Raw genomic sequence first — 22,389 nt, forward strand, 5'->3', positions numbered from 1 at the left:
ATGCCGAAAACGGCAGTACAGATAAAACTTATTTGATACCTTGCCAGTTTTCTTTGTTAACCTGCCTTGCTCGCGCTATAGATAGTGCTTTTTTCGGCACATTCTCGGTGATGGTGGAACCGGCAGCGACATAGGCGCCCTCTTCCACCGTGACGGGTGCAACCAAATTGGTATTACAGCCGATAAAAGCATTGTCTTCTACAGTGGTGCGGTATTTGTGCTTTCCGTCGTAGTTGCAGGTGATAATGCCACCGCCCATATTACAGTTCTGCCCCAAATCCGTGTCTCCGATATAAGAGAGATGGGCGATGGAGGTTTTTTTGCCGATCGTAGAATTTTTCAGCTCTACGAAATCGCCTATTTTGGCATGGTCTTCTATTTTACAGTTGGGGCGAACATAGCTGAACGGCCCAACACGCACACCGCTGCCTACCTGCGAATCAAACAGCTGGGAGGCATTGATAACGGTATTGTCACCGATCGTACAATTTTCAATCACCGTGTTTGGCCCAATGGTACAGCCGGTGCCGATAGTCACATTGCCACGCAGGATGGTACCCGGTAAAATGCGCGTATCTGCACCGATTTGAACGCCATTTGCTATTATAACACCGTCTGTCAATAGAATTTCCACACCGTCAGCCAGTGCTTTGCTAATATTTTTCATACGAGCTATTTCGTTAAGGCGCAAAAGCCCTGCGCGGTCGTTCGCGCCTAAGATGACGTCGGGATCTTTCGCTTTGTAGCCGCCGATGGGAAGCCCTTTTTTTGCGGCATAAGAGACAGAATCGGTAAGATAATATTCACCTTGCTTGTTGTTGGTGGTGAAACTTTCCATTGCCTGCATCAAAAAATCGACATTAAACCAGTACCCGCCCGAATTTACCTCACGGATGGGCGCTGTGGCGCTGTCGGTATCCGCCTGCTCTACAATGCTGCTGACACAGCCGTTTTCAGCGTCACGCACAATGCGCCCATATCCAAACGGGTTTTGTAATTCTGCGGTGATAACAGTCATCACATATCCGCCGTTTTTGTGGTGCTGGTACGAGCCGGCAATCACCTCTGCGCTCATAAAAGGTGCATCGCCGCACAGAACAATGCAGTCTTCGCCTTTATGGCGCAGCAAAAATTCTTTTGCCTGCATCACTGCATGTCCTGTACCTCTGCGCTCAAATTGAATTGCAATTTCAGCAGATGAAACCGCTTTCTGTACCTCATCCGATTTATCGGAGCACACCAAACACAGTTCTTCAATACCTGCTTCTTTTAATGCGTCCTCAATCCAATTTACCATAGGTTTAAACAAAACCTCGCACAACACTTTTGGCTTTTGCGATTTCATTCTTTTACCGTCGCCTGCACACAATACCACTGCACATATTTTTTGCAATTAGATCACACCTTGTTGTTATTTTCAGTTTTTACTGATTAACGCTGATTAAATTTGGAAAAAAGCGTCAATTTATACTATGTATATCTACACTTATTATTGCAATTTTTATTAGTATTTTCAAGTGTTTGCGTGTTAAATCATAGAATATTGTTCAAATGAATGAATTTATAAAGATTTTTCAAGTTTCTATAGAAAATGCCTATAGGATTTGCTATACTTAATCTACGCCTATTTGCAAATAGGTGTATGTCCTTGTGTGGAAAAAGATTTTGACCCATCTTTTCGATATGGGCTTGAAATTTTTCAATAAAAGAATTCAATAAATTCAGGAGGTAGATTCAAATGGGTAAAAAATTTGTATACCTATTCTCCGAGGGCGACGGTTCAATGAGAGAACTCCTCGGCGGTAAAGGTGCAAACCTTGCAGAGATGACCAAACTTGGTATGCCGGTTCCACAGGGCTTTACAGTTACTACTGAGGCATGTACTCAGTACTATGCTGACGGCGAAAAAATCAACGAAGAAATTCAGGCTGAAATTTACAAAAACATGGAGGCACTGGAGAAAATCGCAGGTAAAAAATTCGGCGATTTGCAGAATCCTCTGCTTGTTTCTGTACGTTCCGGTGCAAGAGCTTCAATGCCCGGCATGATGGATACCATCTTGAACCTTGGTCTCAACGACGAGGTTGTTGAGGTTATGGCTAAAAAAACCAACAACCCCCGTTTTGCATACGACTCCTACCGTCGTTTCATCCAGATGTATTCCGACGTTGTAATGGAAGTTGGCAAGAAATACTTTGAAGAACTCATCGACGAGATGAAAGAAAAAAGAGGCGTTACACTGGATACCGAGCTGACTGCTGAAGACCTCAAAGAGCTTGCAAACCAGTTTAAAGCAGAGTTCAAAGCGAAAAAAGGCTTTGATTTCCCCTCTGACCCCAAAGAACAGCTGATGGGCGCTATCATGGCTGTATTCCGTTCTTGGGACAACCCCCGTGCTAACTACTACAGAAGAATGAACGACATTCCTTCTTCTTGGGGTACCGCTGTAAACGTACAGATGATGGTATTCGGTAATACCGGTGACGACTCCGGTACCGGTGTTGCATTTACCCGTAACCCTGCAACCGGCGAGAAAAAACTGTTTGGTGAGTTTTTGCTGAATGCTCAGGGCGAGGACGTTGTTGCAGGTGTTCGTACACCCGAAACCATCGACCATTTGAATGATGTTATGCCTGAAGCATACAAAGAGTTTGTAACCATCTGTGATAGACTTGAGGATCACTACAGAGATATGCAGGACATGGAGTTTACCATCGAAAACAGAAAACTCTACATGCTCCAAACCAGAAACGGTAAACGTACCGCTGCTGCTGCTCTGCAGATTGCTTGCGACCTCGTTGACGAAAAAATGATCACCGAAAAAGAAGCAGTTATGATGATCGACCCGAAACAGCTCGATGCTTTGCTCCATCCCCAGTTTGATGAAAAAGCACTGAAAGCTGCAAAACCCATCGGCTCTGCTTTGCCTGCATCTCCGGGTGCTGCTTGCGGCCGTGCTGTATTTACCGCTGCTGATGCTGTTGAGTGGCATGAAAAAGGCGAAAAAGTAATTCTGGTTCGTCTTGAGACTTCTCCTGAGGATATTGCCGGAATGCACGTTTCGCAGGGCATCCTGACTGTTCGTGGCGGTATGACCTCTCACGCTGCTGTTGTTGCTCGCGGTATGGGTACTTGCTGTGTATCCGGTTGCGGCGCAATTAAAATGGATGAAGAGAATAAATGCTTTACACTCGACGGCAAAACTTATAAAGAGGGCGACTACATCTCTCTCGACGGTTCTACCGGTAATATCTACGGCGAGGCTATCCCCACCGTTGCAGCTTCCATCTCAGGCAACTTTGAGCGCTTGATGGGCTGGGCTGACGAGTACAGAACTCTGCAGGTTCGTACCAATGCTGATACACCGAAAGATGCTGAGCAGGCTGTGAAGTTCGGCGCACAGGGTATTGGTTTGACAAGAACCGAGCATATGTTCTTCGATGGCGACAGAATCCCCGCTATGAGAGAAATGATTGTTTCTAAAACCGAAGAGCAGAGAAGAGCCGCTTTGGCAAAACTTCTGCCGATGCAGAGAAGCGATTTCGAGGGCATCTACGAGGCAATGCAGGGTATGCCTGTAACCATCCGTTTCCTCGATCCGCCGCTGCATGAGTTCCTGCCCACAGCAGAGGCTGATATTATTGCACTGGCAAAAGAAATGCACCTTGAGGTTGCTGACCTCAAAGCTACCATTTCTTCTCTCCACGAGTTCAACCCGATGATGGGTCACCGTGGCTGCCGTCTGGCTGTTTCTTATCCCGAGATTGCTGAGATGCAGACACAGGCTGTTATCGAGGCTGCAATCAACGTTCAGAAGAGACATCCCGATTGGAAGATCGTTCCCGAAATCATGATTCCGCTGGTTGGCGAAATCAAAGAGCTTGCTTATGTAAAAGGCGTTGTTGTTAAAACAGCTGACGCTGCAATTGCTGCTGCCGGCTCTGATATGCACTATAAAGTAGGCACCATGATTGAGATTCCGCGTGCTGCAATCACTGCTGATGAGATTGCAAAAGAAGCAGAGTTCTTCTCCTTCGGCACCAACGACCTCACCCAGATGACCTTCGGCTTCAGCCGTGACGATGCTGGTTCTTTCTTGGGCTCTTACTACGACAAGAAGATCTACGAGCAGGATCCGTTTGCTCGTTTGGACCAGAAGGGCGTAGGCAAACTGGTTGAGATGGCTGCGAAACTCGGCAAACAGACTCGCCCTGACATTAAATTGGGCATCTGCGGCGAGCACGGCGGCGATCCTTCTTCTGTTGAGTTCTGCCACAGAGCAGGCCTCACCTATGTTTCTTGCTCACCGTTCCGTGTTCCTATTGCTCGTTTGGCTGCTGCTCAGGCTGCAATCAAAGACCAGAAATAATTCGTTTACACGAAGTATTTTTTGAGTATATGCGTCAAAAGACCATCCGCTTATTGCGGATGGTCTTTTTTATGCTTTTTCACTTTCAGTTCACTTTTTCTGCTGCGACCATGTTATAATAATAGTTAATAAATCGGAAAGGCGGAAATGCGATGGCGGGATGTCAGGTTATCAACGTAGAAAGCGGTATGCCCACAGTGGAGGTAGCACGGACAAGGCTGAATCAGGGGCTGCGCAGTGCAAAGGCATCAGGCTGTAATGTGGCAAAGATTATTCATGGCTATGGTTCCAGCGGCAAGGGCGGTGCAATCAAAGCAGATGTGCAGCGTACTTTGCAACAAAAACGTGCTTCGGGGCAGGTAAAAGCCTATGTAAAGGGCGAAGACTTTTCACCGTTCGATTCTTCTGCGCGGCTGATTGTGGAACGTTGCCCGCAAATGGCGCGTGATATAGACTATAACCGGCAAAACCATGGTGTGACGATTGTGTTATTATAGAGGTGCGTTATGAACAATTTGCTTAAACAAAAACGGGTATGGCTCCTTTTATTGCTGCCGCTGTCTTTTTTGTTTATGTTGTTGGCAAAAAACAACCCCCTTATTGCAGAGAACTTTTTTGCTCAGGGCATTTATAAGTGGGTATCCCAAGCATTGTCTGTTGTTACAGGTTTATTTCCGTTTTCTTTGCTGGAATTTGGAATCATTGCACTTATTGTTATACTAATTGTATTTATCTATCTGTTACTACAAAATATTATCAGAAATAAACAAAAAAGGTTCGAAATTGTAAAAAAAGCAGCGCTCAATTTGCTGTGCATTGCAAGCGTTGTTTATTTTATGTTTGCAATGCTTTGCGGGGTAAACTATTACCGCTACCCTTTCAGCCATTACAGCGGTTTACAAATTCAACCAGCGTCTGTGGGTGAGCTGTATGAGTTGTGTACAGAGCTTGCCCTTCAGGCGAATACCTTACGGTCAAAAATACCGCATGTGGATGAAAAAGGTGTTACCAAAGTGTTTGCAGATGGCTACCAACCTGTAGCAGAACAGGCGCGGCAGGCGATGACTGAACTGGCAAAAAGCTACGATACGCTAAAGGGTTACTACCCCCGCCCCAAGCGGGTGATGTTTTCTAATTTTATGTCTCGTACCGAAATTACCGGCATATACAACCCGTTTACAATGGAGGCAAACGTAAACGTTGCGGCAACCGAGTATACCATCCCTGCTACGATGTGTCATGAACTGTCACATCTGCGCGGTTTTATGCGGGAGGATGAGGCAAATTTTATTGCATATCTTGCCTGCATGGCATCGGATGACGTTGCGTTCCAGTACAGCGGTACGATGCTTGCGCTGGTATACGCGAGCAATCAGCTTTATCGGCAGGATATTGGGCTTTACCGTCAGCTTCAATCCACCTACAGCCGAGGCGTGGCACTTGATATGGATGCCGATTATTACTACTGGCTGCAATTTAAAGATACCGTTATCAGTACAGTTTCTAACAAGGTAAACGACGTCTACCTCAAAGCCAATAATCAGGTAGATGGAGTAAAAAGCTACGGGCGGATGGTTGACCTGCTGCTTGCTTTGCGCCGCAGTAAAATTACATGATAAAAGCCACGGATATCCGAAGTTATCCGTGGCTTTTTTGTATACTGTAAAATTTATTGTTCATCGGGGTTTTTCTTATGGTAGCTCGCTACCAAATCTGCTAATGTGCGGTTATCAACTACACTTTCTAATGCCGCTTTCATATCGCGCCACAAGTCGATAGTAATGCAATTGTCGGCACGGCTGCATTCGCTTTGCCCCGAACAATCTGCACAATCAACAGGCGAGAGGTTGCCCTCCACTACGCGAAGAATATCTCCAACCGAAATTTGTTCGGGTTCGCGCGACAATACATAACCGCCGCGTGCACCGCGTGTGCCGCGAACAAGGTCTGCTTTTGAAAGCCTAATGATAATCTGCTCTAGATATTTTTCGCTGATTTCCTGCCTTGCAGCTACATCTTTTAAGGCAACCGGTCTTTCTCCGCTGTTTAAAGCAATATCCAGCATCAATCTAAGTCCGTATCTTCCTTTTGTAGACATCTTCATATGAAAATACCCCTACTATCCTATCTGTTCTATGCAGTTTCATTGTTTTCTGCAACTTTAAGTATAGCATTATCGTCGAGTTCTTTCAAGTTTCCGTTCTTATGCAATTTTGTAATTATTATAGTTGTATTGCCGCCGATTTATCGCGGGCAGCACAAGCAAATTGTTGTACTGGTAAAACTGCCGAGAAGACGTTATAATAAAAACATGAATTTAATTGTATCAGGAGGGCTTTATGACCTATCAGGAAATAATGGAAAATGCACGCAAAAACATGGGCGGCTTTTGCAACGCTTGTAAAGAATGCAACGGCGTTGTATGCAAAACAAAAATCCCCGGCCCCGGGGCAAAAGGGACGGGCGAGGTGTTTCAGCGCAACTATGCAAAGCTGCAAGAGATTAAAATTAATCTGGACACCATTTTTGAAGATGAGCCGGTGGATACCTCGGTGGAACTGTTCGGTAAAAAATTTCGGTATCCTGTATTTGCTGCACCCATTGGTGCTATGAAACTGCACTACGGCGAGATGCACGACGATATTACCTACAATGTGGAACTGGTTGCCGGCTGTAAAGACGCAGGAATTGCGGCATTCACGGGTGATGGTATCAACCCCCAGGTGTATGGCGGTGCACTCCAATCGATTAAGGCGGCGGGCGGTATTGGTGTGCCTACCATCAAGCCGTGGGATGTGGAACTGGTAAAGGAAAAAATCAGACAAGCAGAAGAGGCAGATGCCATGGCGGTTGCAACCGATATTGATGCTTCCGGTTTGGCACTGCTCAAAAACGTGCCCACACCCGTATCCCCTAAATCGGTGGCAGAACTGCGCGAAATTACTCAAAGTACCAAGCTGCCCGTTATCGTTAAAGGTATTATGACGGTGCGCGGTGCGCTCAAAGCACTGGAGGCAGGGGCATACGGTATTGTAATTTCCAACCATGGCGGGCGCGTGCTCGATCAAACCCCCGCGACTGTCGAGGTGCTCCCCGCTATAGCACAAGCGGTGGGCGGCAGGATGAAAATTTTCATTGATGGCGGCATCCGTACGGGCTTGGATGTATTCAAGGTGCTTGCTTTGGGTGCCGATGCCGTGCTGATTGGCAGACCTTACGTGACCGCTGTTTACGGCGGCGGTGCCGAGGGCGCTGTGGTATATACGCAAAAGGTAGGCATCGAACTTGCCGAAACTATGGCGATGACAGGGGCAAACAAGCTTTCGGATATCAACAAGGAGATGCTTTACCTGTAAGCGCTCACATACCTATGCTATTCTGAGATTGGTAGTGATAATTGGCATAGGCATCGGTGCAGTTTTGTTCCTTTCGTTAACCGGTGTGGCGTTTGCCGATCATGCATCCGTGTATCATGGCAAGGATAATCAAGTTGTTGTAGTTCACTCAATTTCAGATGACCGAGTGGACAATGGCACCTTGGCATCGGGACAAGATGACGTGGCTGTTGGGGATGTGATTAATGAACAAACCGGAGAAATGGTATTCGCTATCAACCAAAACGGTTCTTATATTACTATGGTACCATGAATAGCAACTGAATTATTGCAATTTTTAATGTGAGGTGCTCCTGATTAAAAAACCGTTTATTTTGCTGATATGTGTCACGGTACTTGTAACGATGGTAAAAATAATGAGTATACCACAGAAAGCGCCTGTTGTAAGTGTTGATTTGCGTGTTACAGAGACAACCGAAAACAGTTGTACGATATATTGGGGTGTCCAAAACAAATCAGATTATGACATTCATTTTCAAAAAGGAACTATTGCAATTTGCAAGGTGGATGGAAATAATTATGAATTACGGGGCAGTGGAGCTGTTACTAAACTTAATCCGCAAGAAAAATATGAGGCACAGTATACAGTGAAAAACTTATCCAAGGGCTACCATACCATAGATAGCTGAATGCAAAGAAAACACAACAGCCAACTATCAAACGACAGTTAAAATAGAGTAATTTTATGGATTATACTACGCAAAAAAACAGAGAACGGTTGCAACGTCCCCTGCTGAATGATGTTATTAAGAGAGTACCGCATGGTACTCTCTTTTTGTATGTAAACGGTTTATCCTACAAGCGGCGGAACAATGCTGAACAACAGTACAAACAGAGGTAGTGTCAGCATAGAAAGTAAGGTGGAAACCGCTAAAATCTCTGCGCCGTGCGTGCTGTCGTACCCCAGCTTTGAAATCAGCAGAACGGAGCTTGCTGCTGTTGGGCAGGCACATGCAATGATATGCGAAAATGCAGCGGTGTCTGCACCCGGGAACATAGAGGCAATGGGCAGACATTTCAGCAGTACAAGCATAATCAGCGGTAACAAAACCAAGCGAATCATGGTGGAAAAATAAACTTTTGAATCGGTAACGGCAACCTTAAAGTTTACCTGCGATAAAAATACACCTGTAATAATCATTGCGAGCGGGGTGTTAAGGTCTGCAACAAAACTTACGGTATCTCCCAGCACTCCGGGCAGACGCAGCCCGGTAAAAAACAGTACCAAACCAATTGTAAGCCCAATCATGGCGGGGTTACCAAGCAGGTTTTTGGCTTTGATACGTTTTTGTGCAGTCAGTGTCATAACACCATGTGTCCATGTCAGTACATTGAACACACCAATAAAAGCCGCGCCGTAAAACACACCATCGTCACCCAGCGTTGCCTGCAGCAGCGGTACCCCCATAAAGCCGCAGTTGGAATAAACTGCAGCAAGAATTTCTACACGGTAAGCATTGCCTTCGCGCTTTTTCACTAAAAAATGGCTTACAGCAATTGCAATGATGTGGAATACGATAGCGAGTGCAAAAGCCAGCATCAGCCCTTTTAACTTATTCGGGTTAAAGTCTTGCTGATAGGCGCGAATAAGCAGTGCCGGCATTACAATCGTAAGAAGCAATCCCGAAAAATTTCGGGCAGATTCTTGTGTGAGCATTTTTGTTTTGGCAGTATAAAATCCAATTCCCATCAGCAAAAACATAACCGCTACTTGTTTGATGACTATTAGTACAATCTCCATAATCACAATCCTTTTGGTTTTTGGTGGTTTCTGATTAAAAAACCAAAACCTTTGTCTTTTTCCGATGCAAAAGTCAAACAGCGGTATTAAATGCTCGAAATGCGGCAAGTGCTTTTTGCTTTTTATTAACTGCACATGATACGGCAGATTTATGTTTCAGAAAACCCCATAAATTTCTGTTCTAAACACAACTTTTTTATAATACTCTAAGTAGTTGATTTTTACAATAAGTAAGAGTAATCTTTGTAAGATTTGTTACAAAGATAATTATTTAGTCAATTAATTTGCAGCATAAATCAGTAGCTATGTACAAAGAAATATGGCATTCTTTGTTCAGAAAAACGGTTTTTCGCGTATCCGTTTCTGATGTTTTCGACATGACAGTTTTGTTATAATAAGATTTGTGCAAAAATTGGAGACTTGCCCTTTCAAAAACGTCAGAAAATATCAACATTGTTGTGCAAGGTACACAAAATTACGAAATGCAACAAGTCTGAATTTACTAGAGTTATACAATTAATACTTGAAAACCTACCCAATAAATGCTATGATTTAGTAAAAGAAAAGAGGGCAAAGTGCTCTTAGCCGCATTGGCTTATCTCAGGGCAGATACCATGCGCCGGCGAGTATGGATAGGGGGAATTTCCAATGGTTAAAGCTGCAAAAAAACTCAATTTGCCGTTGTACCTGTTTCATCAGGGTACAAACTATAAGGCGTACGAGTTTCTAGGTGCGCATCCGCATAAAAAGGGCAGGGCCCAAGGGGTTATGTTTCGTACATGGGCGCCTGCTGCATCCGCAGTTTCTGTTGTAGGCGATTTTAATGAATGGGAACCGACTGCAACCCCTATGAAACCTATCAGCGAAGATGGTGTGTGGGAGGCATTTGCAACCGGAATCAAGCCTTTTGACAACTACAAGTTTTGTATTACCACAGCAAAGGGCGAGCAGCTATTCAAATCCGACCCTTATGCGTTCCATGCTGAAACTCGCCCGGGTACAGCATCCAAGTACATAGATATCAATGGCTATAGTTGGGGAGATAACGAGTGGTTTGAGAAAAAGCAGGGCTTTAACATTTACCATTCCCCCGTGAATATTTATGAAGTGCACCTTGGTTCATGGCGCCGCTATGAGGATGGCAACAGTTTTGATTATAATAAAATGGCTTCTGAACTCATACCATATGTAAAAGATTTAGGGTATACCCATATTGAGATTATGCCAATTACCGAGCACCCGTACGATGGTTCTTGGGGTTACCAGGTAACAGGTTATTTTGCGCCTACCTCACGTTTTGGTAAACCGGCAGATTTTATGAGTTTTGTCGACCAGTGCCATCAGGCTGGTATCGGCGTGATTATGGACTGGGTGCCGGGGCACTTCCCAAAAGATGAAAACGGGCTGTATGAATTTGACGGCAGCAGCTGCTATGAATATGCCGATCCGCAGAAGAAAGAGCATGATCAATGGGGCACTCGCATCTTTGATTATGGCAAAAATGAGGTTAACTCCTTTTTGGTTTCTTCGGCGATGTTTTGGATTGAAAAATACCATATTGACGGAATTCGCGTAGATGCCGTAGCCTCTATGCTGTACCTCGATTATGGGCGTGAGCAGTGGCAATGGACGCCCAATATCAACGGCGGCAAAGAAAACCTGGAGGCGGTTGCATTTCTGCAAAAGCTGAACAGCGCAGTGCTTACCGAGCACCCATCAGCACTGATGATTGCAGAAGAATCTACCTCGTGGCCGCTTGTTACCAAGCCCCCTATGGTGGGCGGATTGGGCTTTAACTTTAAATGGAACATGGGCTGGATGAATGATATGCTCACCTATACTTCGCTTGACCCCATTTATCGTGCCTACAACCATGATAAGCTGACGTTCAGCATGTTCTATGCATTCTCCGAAAATTTTATCTTACCCATCTCACACGATGAGGTGGTGCACGGCAAATGTTCGCTTATCAACAAAATGCCCGGAGAATACGAGGAGAAGTTTGCAGGTATGCGCGTATTTTTAGCCTATATGATGGCACATCCCGGCAAAAAGCTGTTGTTTATGGGGCAGGAGTTTGCCCAGTTTAATGAATGGGACTATCAGACAGAGCTTGATTGGAGTTTGTTCGATTTTGAAAAGCACGAAAAGATGCATGATTTTGTACGTGCAGTCAATCATTTTTACCTTGAGAATGCTTGTATGTGGCAAATAGAAGATTCGTGGGATGGGTTTAAATGGATTTCACATGACGACCATGCGCAGAACATTGTATCGTTCCGCAGGATTGATGAGCAAGGTAACGAAGTTGTGGTTTTATGTAATTTCTGCCCTGTGGGGAGAGAGGCTTACCGCATTGGTGTCCCCGATGCGGCAGCTTATACAGAAGTACTCAGTACCGATGATACAGCGTTTGGCGGTACGGGTATAAGCAACGGCAAGGTTTTGGTCGAAGACATCGAGATGCACGGCTTTAACCAATCTATTGAATTTCAGGTTCCGCCGCTTTCTTGCCTGTATTTTAAACCGATAGCAGGGAAAAGAATGCATAAAAAAGCTGTGGAAGAAAAAAGGGCAGCAGGTGCTGCACAGAAAAAAGAAGAAAAAAAGAAATCATCGAAAAAGAAAAGAGATGAAAAGTCGGGTTTGGCGGTCGATGAAAAAACATCCGAAAGCCGTTAAATCAAATAAAAACAATTATTATAAACAGCAAATGCCATGCATGGATGGGAGAGAGAGTTATGACACGCAAAAAGGAATGTGTAGCAATGCTGCTTGCCGGTGGGCAGGGAAGCAGACTCTACACGCTGACCAAGAATCAGGCAAAGCCGGCCGTCCCTTTTGGGGGAAAATACCGCATTATCGATTTTCCTTTGTCAAACTGTGTGCATTCAGGTATCGATACGGTAGGCGTATTAACGCAATATCAGCCGCTTGAGCTGAACGAGTACATCGGAAGCGGACAGCCGTGGGACCTTGACCGTCTCAACGGGGGCGTTTTTGTATTACCCCCCTACCAAAAAAGCTCCGGTTCAGATTGGTATAAAGGTACGGCAAACGCAATTTATCAAAATATTCAGTTTATCGAGCGCTACGAGCCCGAATATGTTTTAATCCTCTCAGGCGACCATATTTATAAAATGGATTATGCCAAGATGCTTAGTGCGCACAAAGAAAAGCAAGCCGACTGTACCATTGCAGTACTTGAGGTAGAAATGGCAGAAGCTTCGCGCTTTGGTATTATGAATACCAACTCCGACGGCAGCATCTATGAGTTTGATGAAAAACCCGAGCACCCCAAAAGCAATCTGGCTTCCATGGGTATTTACATATTCACATGGAAAAAGCTCAAAAAGTACCTTGAGCTGGATGAAGCAAACCCTAAATCCAGTAAAGACTTCGGCAAAGATGTTCTCCCTGCTATGCTGAGCGACGGGCAACGGATGTTTGCGTATAATTTTGAGGGCTACTGGAAGGATGTAGGCACCATTGACAGCCTGTGGGAGGCAAATATGGATTTGCTTGACCCCAATGTTCCGCTGGATTTGTACGACCCCACATGGAAAATCTACGCGAGGAACCCCGTAAAACCGCCCCACTTTGTGGCAAAAGGCGCAGTGGTAGAAAACTCGATTGTCACCGAGGGTTGCTACATAGAAGGCACTTTGGATTTTTCTGTGCTGTTTGCAGGGGTTAAAGTCGAAGACGGTGCAGTGGTACGCGACAGCATTATTATGCCCGGTGCAGTGATAAAACGGGGTGCGGTAGTAGAATACTCCATTGTTGCAGAGAATGCGGTTATCGGCGAAGGTGCAAAAATTGGTATGCGCCCCGAAGAATGCGAAGACAAAGATAAATGGGGTGTAGCAGTCATCGGCAGCAAGGTAAAAGTAAGCTGCGGTACAGTGGTTGCGCCAAAAGCAATGATAGATACAGATATTTGAAAGGAGAGACGAAGCTGTGAAAGAATCAAAGGTATTGGGCATCGTGTTCTCCAATATGCACGATGAATATATGGGCGAAATTACGAATAAACGCACAATGGCTTCTGTGCCCTTCGGCGGGCGTTACCGTCTTATCGATTTTACCCTTTCTAATCTGGTGAATTCGGGTATCGAAGACATCGGCGTTATCACCAAAAGCAATTACCAGTCGCTGATGGACCATCTGGGCAGCGGCAGAGACTGGGATTTGGCACGTAAAAGAGGCGGGTTGTGTATTTTGCCTCCGTTCTCCAGTGCGAATTCCACTGGCATTTATAAGGGAAGGCTGGATGCATTGGCGGGTATAGGCGGATACATCCGGCACAGTACCGCGGAGTACGTTGTGATGGCAGATTGCGATGTCATCAGCAGCATCAACCTAAAGGATGTGCTCAAACAGCACCGTGAAACCGGCGCGGATCTTACATTGGTATATAAGCGAGAAAACTGTAAGCTTAACCGTTCCAGCGATACCACGGTATTGAAATTTGATGAAAACGGCAGAGTGAATGACGTTTTAATCAGCCCCGAACTCAGCGGTGATAATTGCTGCTATTTGGATATTGCGGTAATTGAAAAGAAAAAGCTTGAGCGCATGATTACCGAGGCTGTGGCACGCAACAAAAAGAGCTTTAAACACGATGTTTTGGTGGCTCAGCACAACCATATCGATATCCGCGGCTATGAGTTTAAAGGCTATGCTGTAAAAATAAACAGCATGAAGGCATACTATAAAGCCAATATGGATCTTTTGAATTACGATGTTCTTTATGAGCTTTTTGCCGCTGATAAACCGGTATACACCAAAGTGCGCGACGAAGCACCCGCAAAATACGGGCTAAACGCCGCGGTTGCAAACAGCCTTGTAGCCGACGGATGCGTGATTGAAGGTGAAATAGAAAATAGCATCTTGTTCCGCGGTGTAAAGGTGGGCAAGGGCGCAAAGGTGAAAAACTCCATCGTGATGCAGGGTTGTGACATCGGCGAAAATTCCAATATCGATTACACTATTATCGACAAGGATGTTACAGTGCGTGCCGGCAGAAACTTGATGGGCTACAATACCTATCCCGTTTATATTACAAAGGGCAGTAATGTCTGATACAAGAGCCTGCGATAACTCTTATGTTACCTGCAAGGTGCAACAATTATGGTAAACAGGGGCAGAGCACAGGGTTTTGCCCCTTATAGACGAAAAGAAGAGGTGGTAACAATATGAAAATATTATACGCAGCCAGTGAGGCACTCCCGTTTATCGCATCGGGGGGGCTGGCAGATGTAGCAGGCAGCCTGCCAAAGGCAATTCGCAACCGCATGCATGCATGCCGTGTGGTAATGCCGCTTTACGGTGATATTGACCCTGAACTTCGCGCAAAGATGAAGTATGTAACAAACTTCACTGTAGCGCTTGCGTGGCGCAGGCAGTATTGTGGCGTATTCGAATGCACTGTGGACGGTGTTATTTATTACTTCCTCGATAACGAGTATTATTTTAAACGCAACGGCATTTATGGTTTTTATGATGACGGTGAGCGCTTTGCGTTTTTTGCCAAAGCAATACTCGAAATGGTGAATTTTATTGATTTTGAACCAGAAATTATTCACTGCAACGATTGGCAAACGGCGCTTGTTCCGGTTTATCTGAACCTGTTTTACAGAAACATTCCAAAGTTTAAAAGAATTAAAACGGTGTTTACCATCCATAACATTCAGTATCAGGGCAAATACGGTATGGAGATTGTCACAGACCTGTTGGGTATTCCACAGTATGCATCTACTGTTGTGGAATGTGACGGCTGTGTAAATTATATGAAGGGGGGCATTATCCAGTGTGATATGGTTTCAACGGTTAGCCCCACTTACGCTGAAGAAATTCTCGACCCGTGGTTTTCGCATGGGCTTGACTCGGTGCTGCGCAACAAACGGCACCGCTTGCGGGGTATTCTTAACGGTATTGACGTAAAAAACTACGACCCCGAAACAGACCCTGCCATTTTTAAAAACTACTCGGCGGCAGAACCTGAGCTGAAAAAGCAGAACAAGGCAGCTTTGCAGCAAGAGTTTGGCCTGCCGATAGAACAAGACAAAATGCTTATTGGTGTGGTGTCTCGCTTGGTGGCGCATAAAGGGCTGGATCTCATCAAATATATTATGGAGGACTTGCTGCAGCAGGATATTCAGTTGGTGATTTTAGGATCGGGAGATTATTTGTACGAAAACTTCTTTACCGAAATGCAGGCACGCCACCCCGACAAGCTGTCTGTCAGGATTGGATTTATTCCGTCTGTTGCACGGCAAATATACGCGGGTGCCGATGCTTTTCTGATGCCGAGCAAAAGTGAGCCCTGCGGGCTTTCGCAAATGCTTGCGCTGCGTTACGGCACAATTCCCATTGTGCGCGAAACAGGCGGGCTGAAAGATTCTATCACTGATTTTGGCGATGAAAACGGCAATGGCTTTACATTTAAAACTTATAATGCACACGATATGCTTGGTGCAATCCTGCGCTGTAAAGAAAAGTTCGATTATAAACCCGAATGGGACGAACTCGTAAAACATGCTCTTGAGTGCGATTGCAGTTGGGGTAAATCGGCAAACGAATACATTAAGCTGTACAAAGAAGTAATTGGAATCGAATAATTTTTATAAAAACAAGGGGGCAGATAAATTTCTGCCCCCTAAGTTGGTTGACGGCTTGCTGCTTTCGCAGTAAAATAAAGTATTCAATGCTGAAATGGGGGAGGACATGCAGAATTTACTCACGTGCCTGAACATTATTGTCCCTATTTTTGCACTAGTTGGGCTTGGCTGTTTTTTGCGTAGAATGCACATCACCAACGACAACTTTATCCAAGTGGGCAGCCATATCTTATTTTATGTGGTTTTACCCTGTTCTTTATTCATGAACCTTTACAACTCCGACTTCTCTACGGTATTTAACCCAAAACTGGTTTTGTTTGTGGTGATTACTCATGTGGGCACAGTGCTGCTTTTATCTATGGTTATGCCGCACTTTTTTAAAGACAGAAGCCAGTGCGGTATTGTAATACAGGGTGCTTTTCGCGGCAATATGATTTTACTTGGCTTGCCGCTTGCTTATAATATGTTTGGGCAAGCGGGTATGGGGCCAACCTCGCTGGTGATGGCATACACCATTCCGCTTTACAATATCCTTGGCGTTATAACACTTTCTGTCTTCTCCGATGAAGAAGACGAACGCAAAATCCATTGGGGCGGCATTTTAGTTAAAATATTTAAAAACCCCTTGGTGATCGGTACGCTTGTTGCAGTTCCGTTTGCACTTCTGCGCATTCCGCTGCCCCATATTATAACAGACACAGTTTCCAGTATCGGGGGTATTGGTGCAACATTTGGGCTGATTTTGCTCGGAGCACAGATCCGCCTGCCCAGTATGCGCCAAAACAAGGTACCCATTGCGGTGGCGGTGGGCATAAAACTGGTAATATTCCCTCTGGCGGTAATGGCATTGGCATTTTGGATGGGCTTTAACAGCAGGGAACTGGGTGCCGTATTCATTCTGGTGTCGGCACCGATGTCGATATCTAGTTTCGTCATGGCAAACAGTATGGGGCATGACGGAGAGCTTGCGGGGCAGATGGTGTTTGTGTCTACCATCCTTTCGATGTTTACATTGTTGGGTGGTTTGTATTTGCTGACAGTATTTGGTATATTGTAACGAGGAGGACTAAAAGTGGAAAAGAAAAAATATGCTTTTATGTTGCTGGGTGCGCAGTATAATCCTGCACAGCATTGCGCGCATTTTGAAACACAGGGTATGGATACCTACATTGTAACGGTAAGCAGTTTTGAACAAGCGTACGAGGCAGTAAAAAAGCTGGATAACATGGGCGTAGGTGCTTTGGAAGTTTGCGGAGCATTTGGCGAAGAGCGAGCAAAAGAACTTATTGCGCTTACCGACGGCAGAATGGCAATTGGCTTTGTTACGCATTTACCCGAGCAGGATGAGCTGTTTTATAGTTTCTTTGGTAATTGACCGCATAGAAACAGACAGAAATCTGTAGGAATTTGACGAATGTATGCCGATATGGTATAATCCTAAAAAACAAATAAGTCTCGGATGTAACAACCGCCGGGTTGTTGTATCGGTAATGAGAAAAGTAGGAATATCGTTAGGCCTGTGGATAGGACAGACCTGGCGATTTTTTTGTATTTTTAGGAGGTTTTTTATGAATCAGAAAAATATCTACCAAACATTTGCCCGCTATGTTTCACTCAATGTACTCAGTATGCTGGGGTTATCACTCTATATTTTGGCAGATACTTTTTTTATCGCAAATGGTGTGGGCAGCAGTGGGCTTGTAGCGCTAAACCTTGTTTTGCCTGTGTACAGCGTGGTTAACGGTACGGGGCTGATGCTTGGTATTGGCGGTGCAACACGCTTTTCGATAGCAGTGGGTGAGGGTAACCGCACGTTGGGTAGTAAAATATTTATGGATGTACTTTATGTTGCTTTGTTTGCAGGTATTTTGTTTACCGTAGTAGGTGTGTTTTTCTCAAAACAAATTGTAATTATGCTTGGTGCTTCCGAGCAAATCATCCCGTTGGCAGATACTTACCTCAAAACGATTCTGTCGTTTTCGGTAGTATTTATACTGAATAATATTTTGGTGTGCTTTGTACGCAACGATAATAACCCCCATCTTGCTATGGCAGCAATGCTGTCCGCAAGTGTCAGCAACATTGTTTTGGATTACCTCTTTGTTTACCCCTGCGGGATGGGGATGTTTGGCGCGGCTTTTGCTACCGGGCTTGCACCGATTATCAGTATGTCTTTGTTGTCCATTCATTTTATCTGTAAGAAAAACAGCTTTGCTTTGTGCCGCAGCCGTTTCAAGGTAACCGAGCTGAACCACATCATTCTATCGGGTGTGCCGGCATTTATCAACGAGGTGAGCACAGGCTTGATTATGCTGTTGTTTAATTTTATCATCTTAGGCATTTCAGGCGATACCGGTGTGGGCGCTTACGGTATTATTACAAACATTGCGCTTATTTGCATTGCTATGTTCACAGGCGTTGCACAGGGCATTCAACCCATTGTCAGCCTGAATTTTGGGCAAAAAAATACCGCCAACATAAAAAAAGTATTGTTGGCGTCAAGCGGTGTTGCTGTTGTATTGGGGGTTGTATTTTATTTTGTCGGCACATTGTTTACATCCCCCATTGTTGCAGTGTTTAATGGTGAGGGCGATTTACAGCTTGCAGAAATTGCAGCATATGGGATGCGCATCTATTTTATTGCATTTTTATTTATGGGTATCAATATCGTTATGTCTGCATTTTTAGCATGTATCGCAAAGCCGCGGCAGGCATTGCTCATATCGGCAATGCGCGGGTTTGCGGTTGTTGTGCCGCTTTTATTAGTTTTACCGCGCTTTTATGGGATGACCGGGGTATGGCTGGCAATACCGTTAACCGAGCTGATTACTTTGGGGGTTAGCTTGGTATGCCTTTTTTTAAGCTTAAAGCATCGCGGGTATGAGCTGCATAAAACGCTCGGCAGCGAATGACGGCGACACACCTGCGAGTGAGCACAACCCAATGGAACGCGGCGGTACAGGCTTTTTCAGTTTTAGCACAAATAAGTTGCCGCTTTGCAGGTATTCAGATGAAAACTCCTCGATAACGCACGAAATACCCAACCCGATGCGAGCAAATTCGAGCAAAAGGTCATGCGCACCAAGCTCAATTTCAGGCTCAAGCGGTACACCGTTTTGTAAAAAAAAGTTGTCGACATACCGTCGCGAATTGCTTAAACGCTCCAGCATGATTAAATGGCATTTGGCAAGCTCCCAGCTTTCTAGCGTGCGCCCTTTAAAATGGTTAAATTTTTCTGAAGCTACAAACACATCATGAACCTGGATGCATTCTTTTACCGTGATTTCAGGCTCATTGAGCGGAAGATTGGCAAACGCAAGGTCGATGGCGCCTGTTTTTAGCAAATCGAGTGCCTGTCCGCTGGTGCGGTTGATTACCTTGAGGCGGATTTCGGGGTATTTGCTGTGGAATTGTTCGAGATAGGGCAGCAGATAATGCTCTGAAATGGTGTCACCCGCACCGATAGAAAGCTCGCCCGCCTGCAAATGCCGCATGCGTTCCAGCTTTTCTTCACCCGATGTTATAATGTTCAGTGCCGACGTGATATGCTCGTAAAGCATTTTGCCTTCCGGCGTAAGAGTAACCCCTCGGCTGCTGCGTGTAAACAGCTTGCGTTCCAGCTGCCGCTCCAACTGCTGCACAGATTGGCTGACCGCCGACTGCGTAATAAATAAAGTGCGCGCCGCTTGCGAAAAACTGCCGCAGCTTGCTACCTCGCGAAATACTCTGTAAAGCTCCAAATTAATCAGCATAACTGCCTCCTTGTCTTATGCCATTAGTAAAACTTATATTAAATAAGATAAATACTAATTTTACTTATATCTCAATTTATATTATAATAACTTTGGTCGAAATTGCAATTGTGTTTGGTTATAAAAACCACTCGCAACAAAAAATAAAAGCCCTTTTGGGTAAATAACAAACGGCGTTTGCTGTAATTGGAGGAATCATCATGTCAAGAGCTGTTGGTACGGTATCTCGCGGTGTCAGAGCGCCCATCATTCGTGAAGGCGACGATTTGGCAAATATTGTGGTTAGTTCTGTTTTGGATGCTGCAAAAAATGAAAACTTCCCCATCAACGACAAAGATGTTATCGGTGTTACCGAAGCGGTTGTTGCCCGTGCTCAGGGTAACTATGCTACCGTGGATGCAATTGCTGCGGATATCAAAGCAAAATTCCCAAGTGGCGAATTTGGTGTTTTGTTCCCCATTATGAGCCGTAACCGTTTTGCTATCTGCCTGCGCGGTTTTGCAAGAGGTGCAAAAAAAATCTACATCATGATGAGCTATCCGTCCGACGAAGTAGGCAACCATCTTGTAGACCTTGACTTGCTTGATGAAAAGGGTGTAAACCCCTGGACAGATGTGCTGTCTGAGGCAAAATACCGCGAATTGTTCGGCAGTAACCCCCACACCTTTACCGGTGTTGACTATGTAGAATACTATAAATCCCTTTGCCAAGAAGAAGGCGCAGAGGTTGAATTTGTATTTGCAAATGCGCCAAGAACCATCTTGAATTATACTAAAAACGTTCTCGCTTGCGATATCCATACACGTGCCCGCACCAAACGTTTGCTCAAAGCGGCAGGCGGTGAAATTGTACTGGGTATGGACGAAATCATGTCCGCATCGGTAAACGGCAGCGGTTATAATGCGGATTACGGTCTGCTTGGCTCGAACAAAGCAACCGAGGAGACGGTAAAGCTGTTCCCGCGTGATTGCGAGCATTTTGTTACCGAGGTTCAGGCACGCGTAATGCAGGCAACCGGCAAACATGTTGAGGTAATGGTGTACGGCGACGGCGCTTTCAAAGACCCTGTAGGCAAGATTTGGGAACTGGCTGACCCCGTTGTATCACCCGCATTTACCGACGGTTTGGTTGGTACCCCCAACGAAGTGAAACTGAAATACCTTGCAGACAATAATTTTGCAAACCTCAAAGGCGATGAATTAAAAGAGGCGATTTCTAAGTTTATTAAGAATAAACCAGCAGCACTGAAAGGCAGTATGGAGACACAAGGCACTACCCCCCGTCGTATTACCGACCTGCTTGGTTCGCTGTGCGACCTTACCACCGGCAGCGGCGACAAAGGTACACCCATTGTGCTTATTCAGGGCTATTTCGATAACTACACCGACTAAGCGGGTAAGCTGAGGATAGGTTAGTGCAAATAATAAGGTGTTGTAGTACGAGTATAGAAACGTTGGCAGCACCCCATGTAAGTTGAATAGAATTTGCACGAATAATCGCATAACAAAAGGCTTCGGAAATGTTTCCGAAGCCTTTTTTGTTTACAGGTTTTGAATTTTCTTAACGCAGTTACAGCAAATTTGTCTGCCATCAAGTTCACATAAACCTGTACTGCATCCGCAGAAGATACAAGATGGTTGCGATGTGGTGAGCAACACTCCGGCACCGGTGTAGGATAGATTTAGGCTGTCTCCTGCTTTCCAATTCATTGCCTCTCGTAATTCTTTTGTTAACATAATTCTGCCCAACTCATCAATTTTACGCGTTGTACTTGTAACCAATTTTATTCACCTGCCTTTACATAATTTTTAAGTGTTGAACACTATTAAACACTTTACGTGTTATTATACATTAAAATTAAAACATGGTAAACACTATTTATCAAATTTTAAGGAGTTTTGCCATGTTTAAGATAAAAGCACCTGATGGGACAAACAACCTTTGCGGTAAAAATTTAAAAGCGCTACGTTTAAAACAAAAACCACCGCTTTCTCAAAGAAAGTTGGCGCAAAGAATACAGATTATGGGATATGACGTAGATAACCATTTTATTAGAAGAGTAGAGAACGGAGAGCGATTTGTTACTGACATTGAAATAGATATTTTATGTAGGGCGCTAAACGTGAGTTATGGTGAACTAATGAACCATGAATAGCTGTATTAAGTAGATATTGAGATAATAAAAGGCTTCGGAAAAACTTCCGAAGCTTTTTTACGTTTACAGGTGCTGTATTGCTTGAATACATTGGCGGCAAATTGGTTTTTCGTTCAGTGTAAGTAAATCATTACTGCCGCCGCAAAGGATACAGGCTTGCTGGGGGGAGGAGAGCAAAACACCTTCTTTGGTACAGGTTAAATTAAGGCTATCTCCCGTTTTCCAATTCATTGTCTCTCTCAATTCTTTTGTCAACATAATTCTGCCCAGTTCATCAATTTTTCTCGTTGCAACAATTCTCAAACTAAAAACCTCCTAAACTGTTATTTTATGTATAATTATATCGTAAGCAGT

The 22,389-nt window shown here is 44.7% G+C and carries 21 protein-coding genes; 15 read left to right on the forward strand and 6 right to left on the reverse strand.

Annotated features, from left to right (window positions below; genetic code table 11):
• Nucleotides 1-28: 28 nt before the first annotated feature.
• A complete protein-coding gene (glmU, locus tag EDD70_RS12510; protein WP_092755882.1) occupies nt 29-1,393 on the reverse strand; it encodes a bifunctional UDP-N-acetylglucosamine diphosphorylase/glucosamine-1-phosphate N-acetyltransferase GlmU in 1,365 nt (454 codons plus the stop codon).
• A 345-nt stretch (nt 1,394-1,738) separates the two neighbouring features.
• Between glmU and ppdK the strand changes: the two genes are divergently transcribed.
• The 3 genes from ppdK (at nt 1,739) to EDD70_RS12525 (ending at nt 5,985) form a co-directional block, all read left to right on the forward strand.
• Nucleotides 1,739-4,369, forward strand: coding sequence for a pyruvate, phosphate dikinase (gene ppdK, locus EDD70_RS12515; protein ID WP_092755884.1), 2,631 nt, complete (start codon nt 1,739-1,741; stop codon nt 4,367-4,369).
• Between the two features lie 152 nt (nt 4,370-4,521).
• Nucleotides 4,522-4,866: a Smr/MutS family protein gene (locus EDD70_RS12520; protein ID WP_092755886.1), complete on the forward strand. Its 345-nt coding sequence runs from the start codon at nt 4,522-4,524 to the stop codon at nt 4,864-4,866.
• Between the two features lie 9 nt (nt 4,867-4,875).
• Nucleotides 4,876-5,985, forward strand: coding sequence for a DUF3810 domain-containing protein (locus EDD70_RS12525; RefSeq protein WP_092755888.1), 1,110 nt, complete (start codon nt 4,876-4,878; stop codon nt 5,983-5,985).
• Between the two features lie 53 nt (nt 5,986-6,038).
• Here the strand turns inward: EDD70_RS12525 and EDD70_RS12530 are convergent, their stop codons facing one another.
• On the reverse strand, nt 6,039-6,473 hold the full coding sequence (locus tag EDD70_RS12530) for an RrF2 family transcriptional regulator (protein WP_092755890.1): 435 nt from the start codon (nt 6,471-6,473) through the stop codon (nt 6,039-6,041).
• Between the two features lie 235 nt (nt 6,474-6,708).
• Here EDD70_RS12530 and EDD70_RS12535 point away from each other — a divergent pair, with 235 nt between their 5' ends.
• The 3 genes from EDD70_RS12535 to EDD70_RS12545 all read left to right on the forward strand — a co-directional run bounded on the left by EDD70_RS12535 (nt 6,709) and on the right by EDD70_RS12545 (nt 8,393).
• Entirely contained in the window at nt 6,709-7,725 is a 1,017-nt protein-coding gene (locus EDD70_RS12535) for an alpha-hydroxy-acid oxidizing protein (RefSeq protein WP_092755892.1), read from the forward strand.
• 34 nt (nt 7,726-7,759) lie between these two features.
• Nucleotides 7,760-8,017 (forward strand): hypothetical protein, encoded by a 258-nt coding sequence (locus EDD70_RS12540; RefSeq protein ID WP_092755895.1) that lies wholly within the window; start codon nt 7,760-7,762, stop codon nt 8,015-8,017.
• Between the two features lie 103 nt (nt 8,018-8,120).
• Nucleotides 8,121-8,393 carry a hypothetical protein gene (locus EDD70_RS12545; RefSeq protein WP_123811056.1) on the forward strand — a complete coding sequence of 91 codons (273 nt, stop codon included), beginning with the start codon at nt 8,121-8,123 and terminating at the stop codon, nt 8,391-8,393.
• A 161-nt stretch (nt 8,394-8,554) separates the two neighbouring features.
• On the opposite strand, the gene EDD70_RS12550 is transcribed toward EDD70_RS12545, so the two are convergent.
• Nucleotides 8,555-9,505: an AEC family transporter gene (locus EDD70_RS12550; protein WP_092755899.1), complete on the reverse strand. Its 951-nt coding sequence runs from the start codon at nt 9,503-9,505 to the stop codon at nt 8,555-8,557.
• A gap of 648 nt (nt 9,506-10,153) precedes the next feature.
• Here EDD70_RS12550 and glgB point away from each other — a divergent pair.
• From glgB to EDD70_RS12585, 7 genes are all read left to right on the forward strand, one after another.
• Nucleotides 10,154-12,187 carry a 1,4-alpha-glucan branching protein GlgB gene (glgB, locus tag EDD70_RS12555; RefSeq protein ID WP_092755901.1) on the forward strand — a complete coding sequence of 678 codons (2,034 nt, stop codon included), beginning with the start codon at nt 10,154-10,156 and terminating at the stop codon, nt 12,185-12,187.
• A gap of 59 nt (nt 12,188-12,246) precedes the next feature.
• Complete coding sequence (locus EDD70_RS12560; RefSeq protein ID WP_092755904.1) at nt 12,247-13,449, forward strand: glucose-1-phosphate adenylyltransferase; 1,203 nt, start codon at nt 12,247-12,249, stop codon at nt 13,447-13,449.
• A gap of 16 nt (nt 13,450-13,465) precedes the next feature.
• Complete coding sequence (gene glgD, locus EDD70_RS12565; protein ID WP_092755906.1) at nt 13,466-14,590, forward strand: glucose-1-phosphate adenylyltransferase subunit GlgD; 1,125 nt, start codon at nt 13,466-13,468, stop codon at nt 14,588-14,590.
• Nucleotides 14,591-14,703: 113 nt separating this feature from the next.
• Nucleotides 14,704-16,128 carry a glycogen synthase GlgA gene (glgA, locus tag EDD70_RS12570; RefSeq protein WP_092755908.1) on the forward strand — a complete coding sequence of 475 codons (1,425 nt, stop codon included), beginning with the start codon at nt 14,704-14,706 and terminating at the stop codon, nt 16,126-16,128.
• Nucleotides 16,129-16,234: 106 nt separating this feature from the next.
• Nucleotides 16,235-17,185: an AEC family transporter gene (locus tag EDD70_RS12575; protein WP_162840925.1), complete on the forward strand. Its 951-nt coding sequence runs from the start codon at nt 16,235-16,237 to the stop codon at nt 17,183-17,185.
• 15 nt (nt 17,186-17,200) lie between these two features.
• Nucleotides 17,201-17,503, forward strand: a complete 303-nt coding sequence (locus EDD70_RS12580; protein ID WP_242943172.1) for a DUF6506 family protein — start codon at nt 17,201-17,203, stop codon at nt 17,501-17,503.
• Nucleotides 17,504-17,696: 193 nt separating this feature from the next.
• Complete coding sequence (locus tag EDD70_RS12585) at nt 17,697-19,040, forward strand: MATE family efflux transporter (protein WP_092755912.1); 1,344 nt, start codon at nt 17,697-17,699, stop codon at nt 19,038-19,040.
• On the opposite strand, the gene EDD70_RS12590 is transcribed toward EDD70_RS12585, so the two are convergent.
• On the reverse strand, nt 18,993-19,880 hold the full coding sequence (locus EDD70_RS12590) for a LysR family transcriptional regulator (RefSeq protein WP_092755914.1): 888 nt from the start codon (nt 19,878-19,880) through the stop codon (nt 18,993-18,995). The two genes, EDD70_RS12585 and EDD70_RS12590, sit on opposite strands and share 48 nt — an antisense overlap.
• A gap of 200 nt (nt 19,881-20,080) precedes the next feature.
• Between EDD70_RS12590 and EDD70_RS12595 the strand changes: the two genes are divergently transcribed.
• Entirely contained in the window at nt 20,081-21,271 is a 1,191-nt protein-coding gene (locus tag EDD70_RS12595) for a coenzyme F420-0:L-glutamate ligase (protein WP_092755916.1), read from the forward strand.
• A gap of 150 nt (nt 21,272-21,421) precedes the next feature.
• Here the strand turns inward: EDD70_RS12595 and EDD70_RS12600 are convergent, their stop codons facing one another.
• Complete coding sequence (locus EDD70_RS12600) at nt 21,422-21,661, reverse strand: AbrB/MazE/SpoVT family DNA-binding domain-containing protein (RefSeq protein WP_092755918.1); 240 nt, start codon at nt 21,659-21,661, stop codon at nt 21,422-21,424.
• 122 nt (nt 21,662-21,783) lie between these two features.
• Here EDD70_RS12600 and EDD70_RS12605 point away from each other — a divergent pair, with 122 nt between their 5' ends.
• Nucleotides 21,784-22,035 carry a helix-turn-helix domain-containing protein gene (locus tag EDD70_RS12605; protein ID WP_092755920.1) on the forward strand — a complete coding sequence of 84 codons (252 nt, stop codon included), beginning with the start codon at nt 21,784-21,786 and terminating at the stop codon, nt 22,033-22,035.
• Between the two features lie 63 nt (nt 22,036-22,098).
• Here EDD70_RS12605 and EDD70_RS12610 read toward each other — a convergent pair whose 3' ends face one another.
• Nucleotides 22,099-22,338: an AbrB/MazE/SpoVT family DNA-binding domain-containing protein gene (locus tag EDD70_RS12610; RefSeq protein ID WP_092755922.1), complete on the reverse strand. Its 240-nt coding sequence runs from the start codon at nt 22,336-22,338 to the stop codon at nt 22,099-22,101.
• Nucleotides 22,339-22,389: the final 51 nt, after the last annotated feature.

This window comes from Hydrogenoanaerobacterium saccharovorans (genome assembly GCF_003814745.1).
Lineage (GTDB): Bacteria > Bacillota > Clostridia > Oscillospirales > Ruminococcaceae > Hydrogenoanaerobacterium > Hydrogenoanaerobacterium saccharovorans.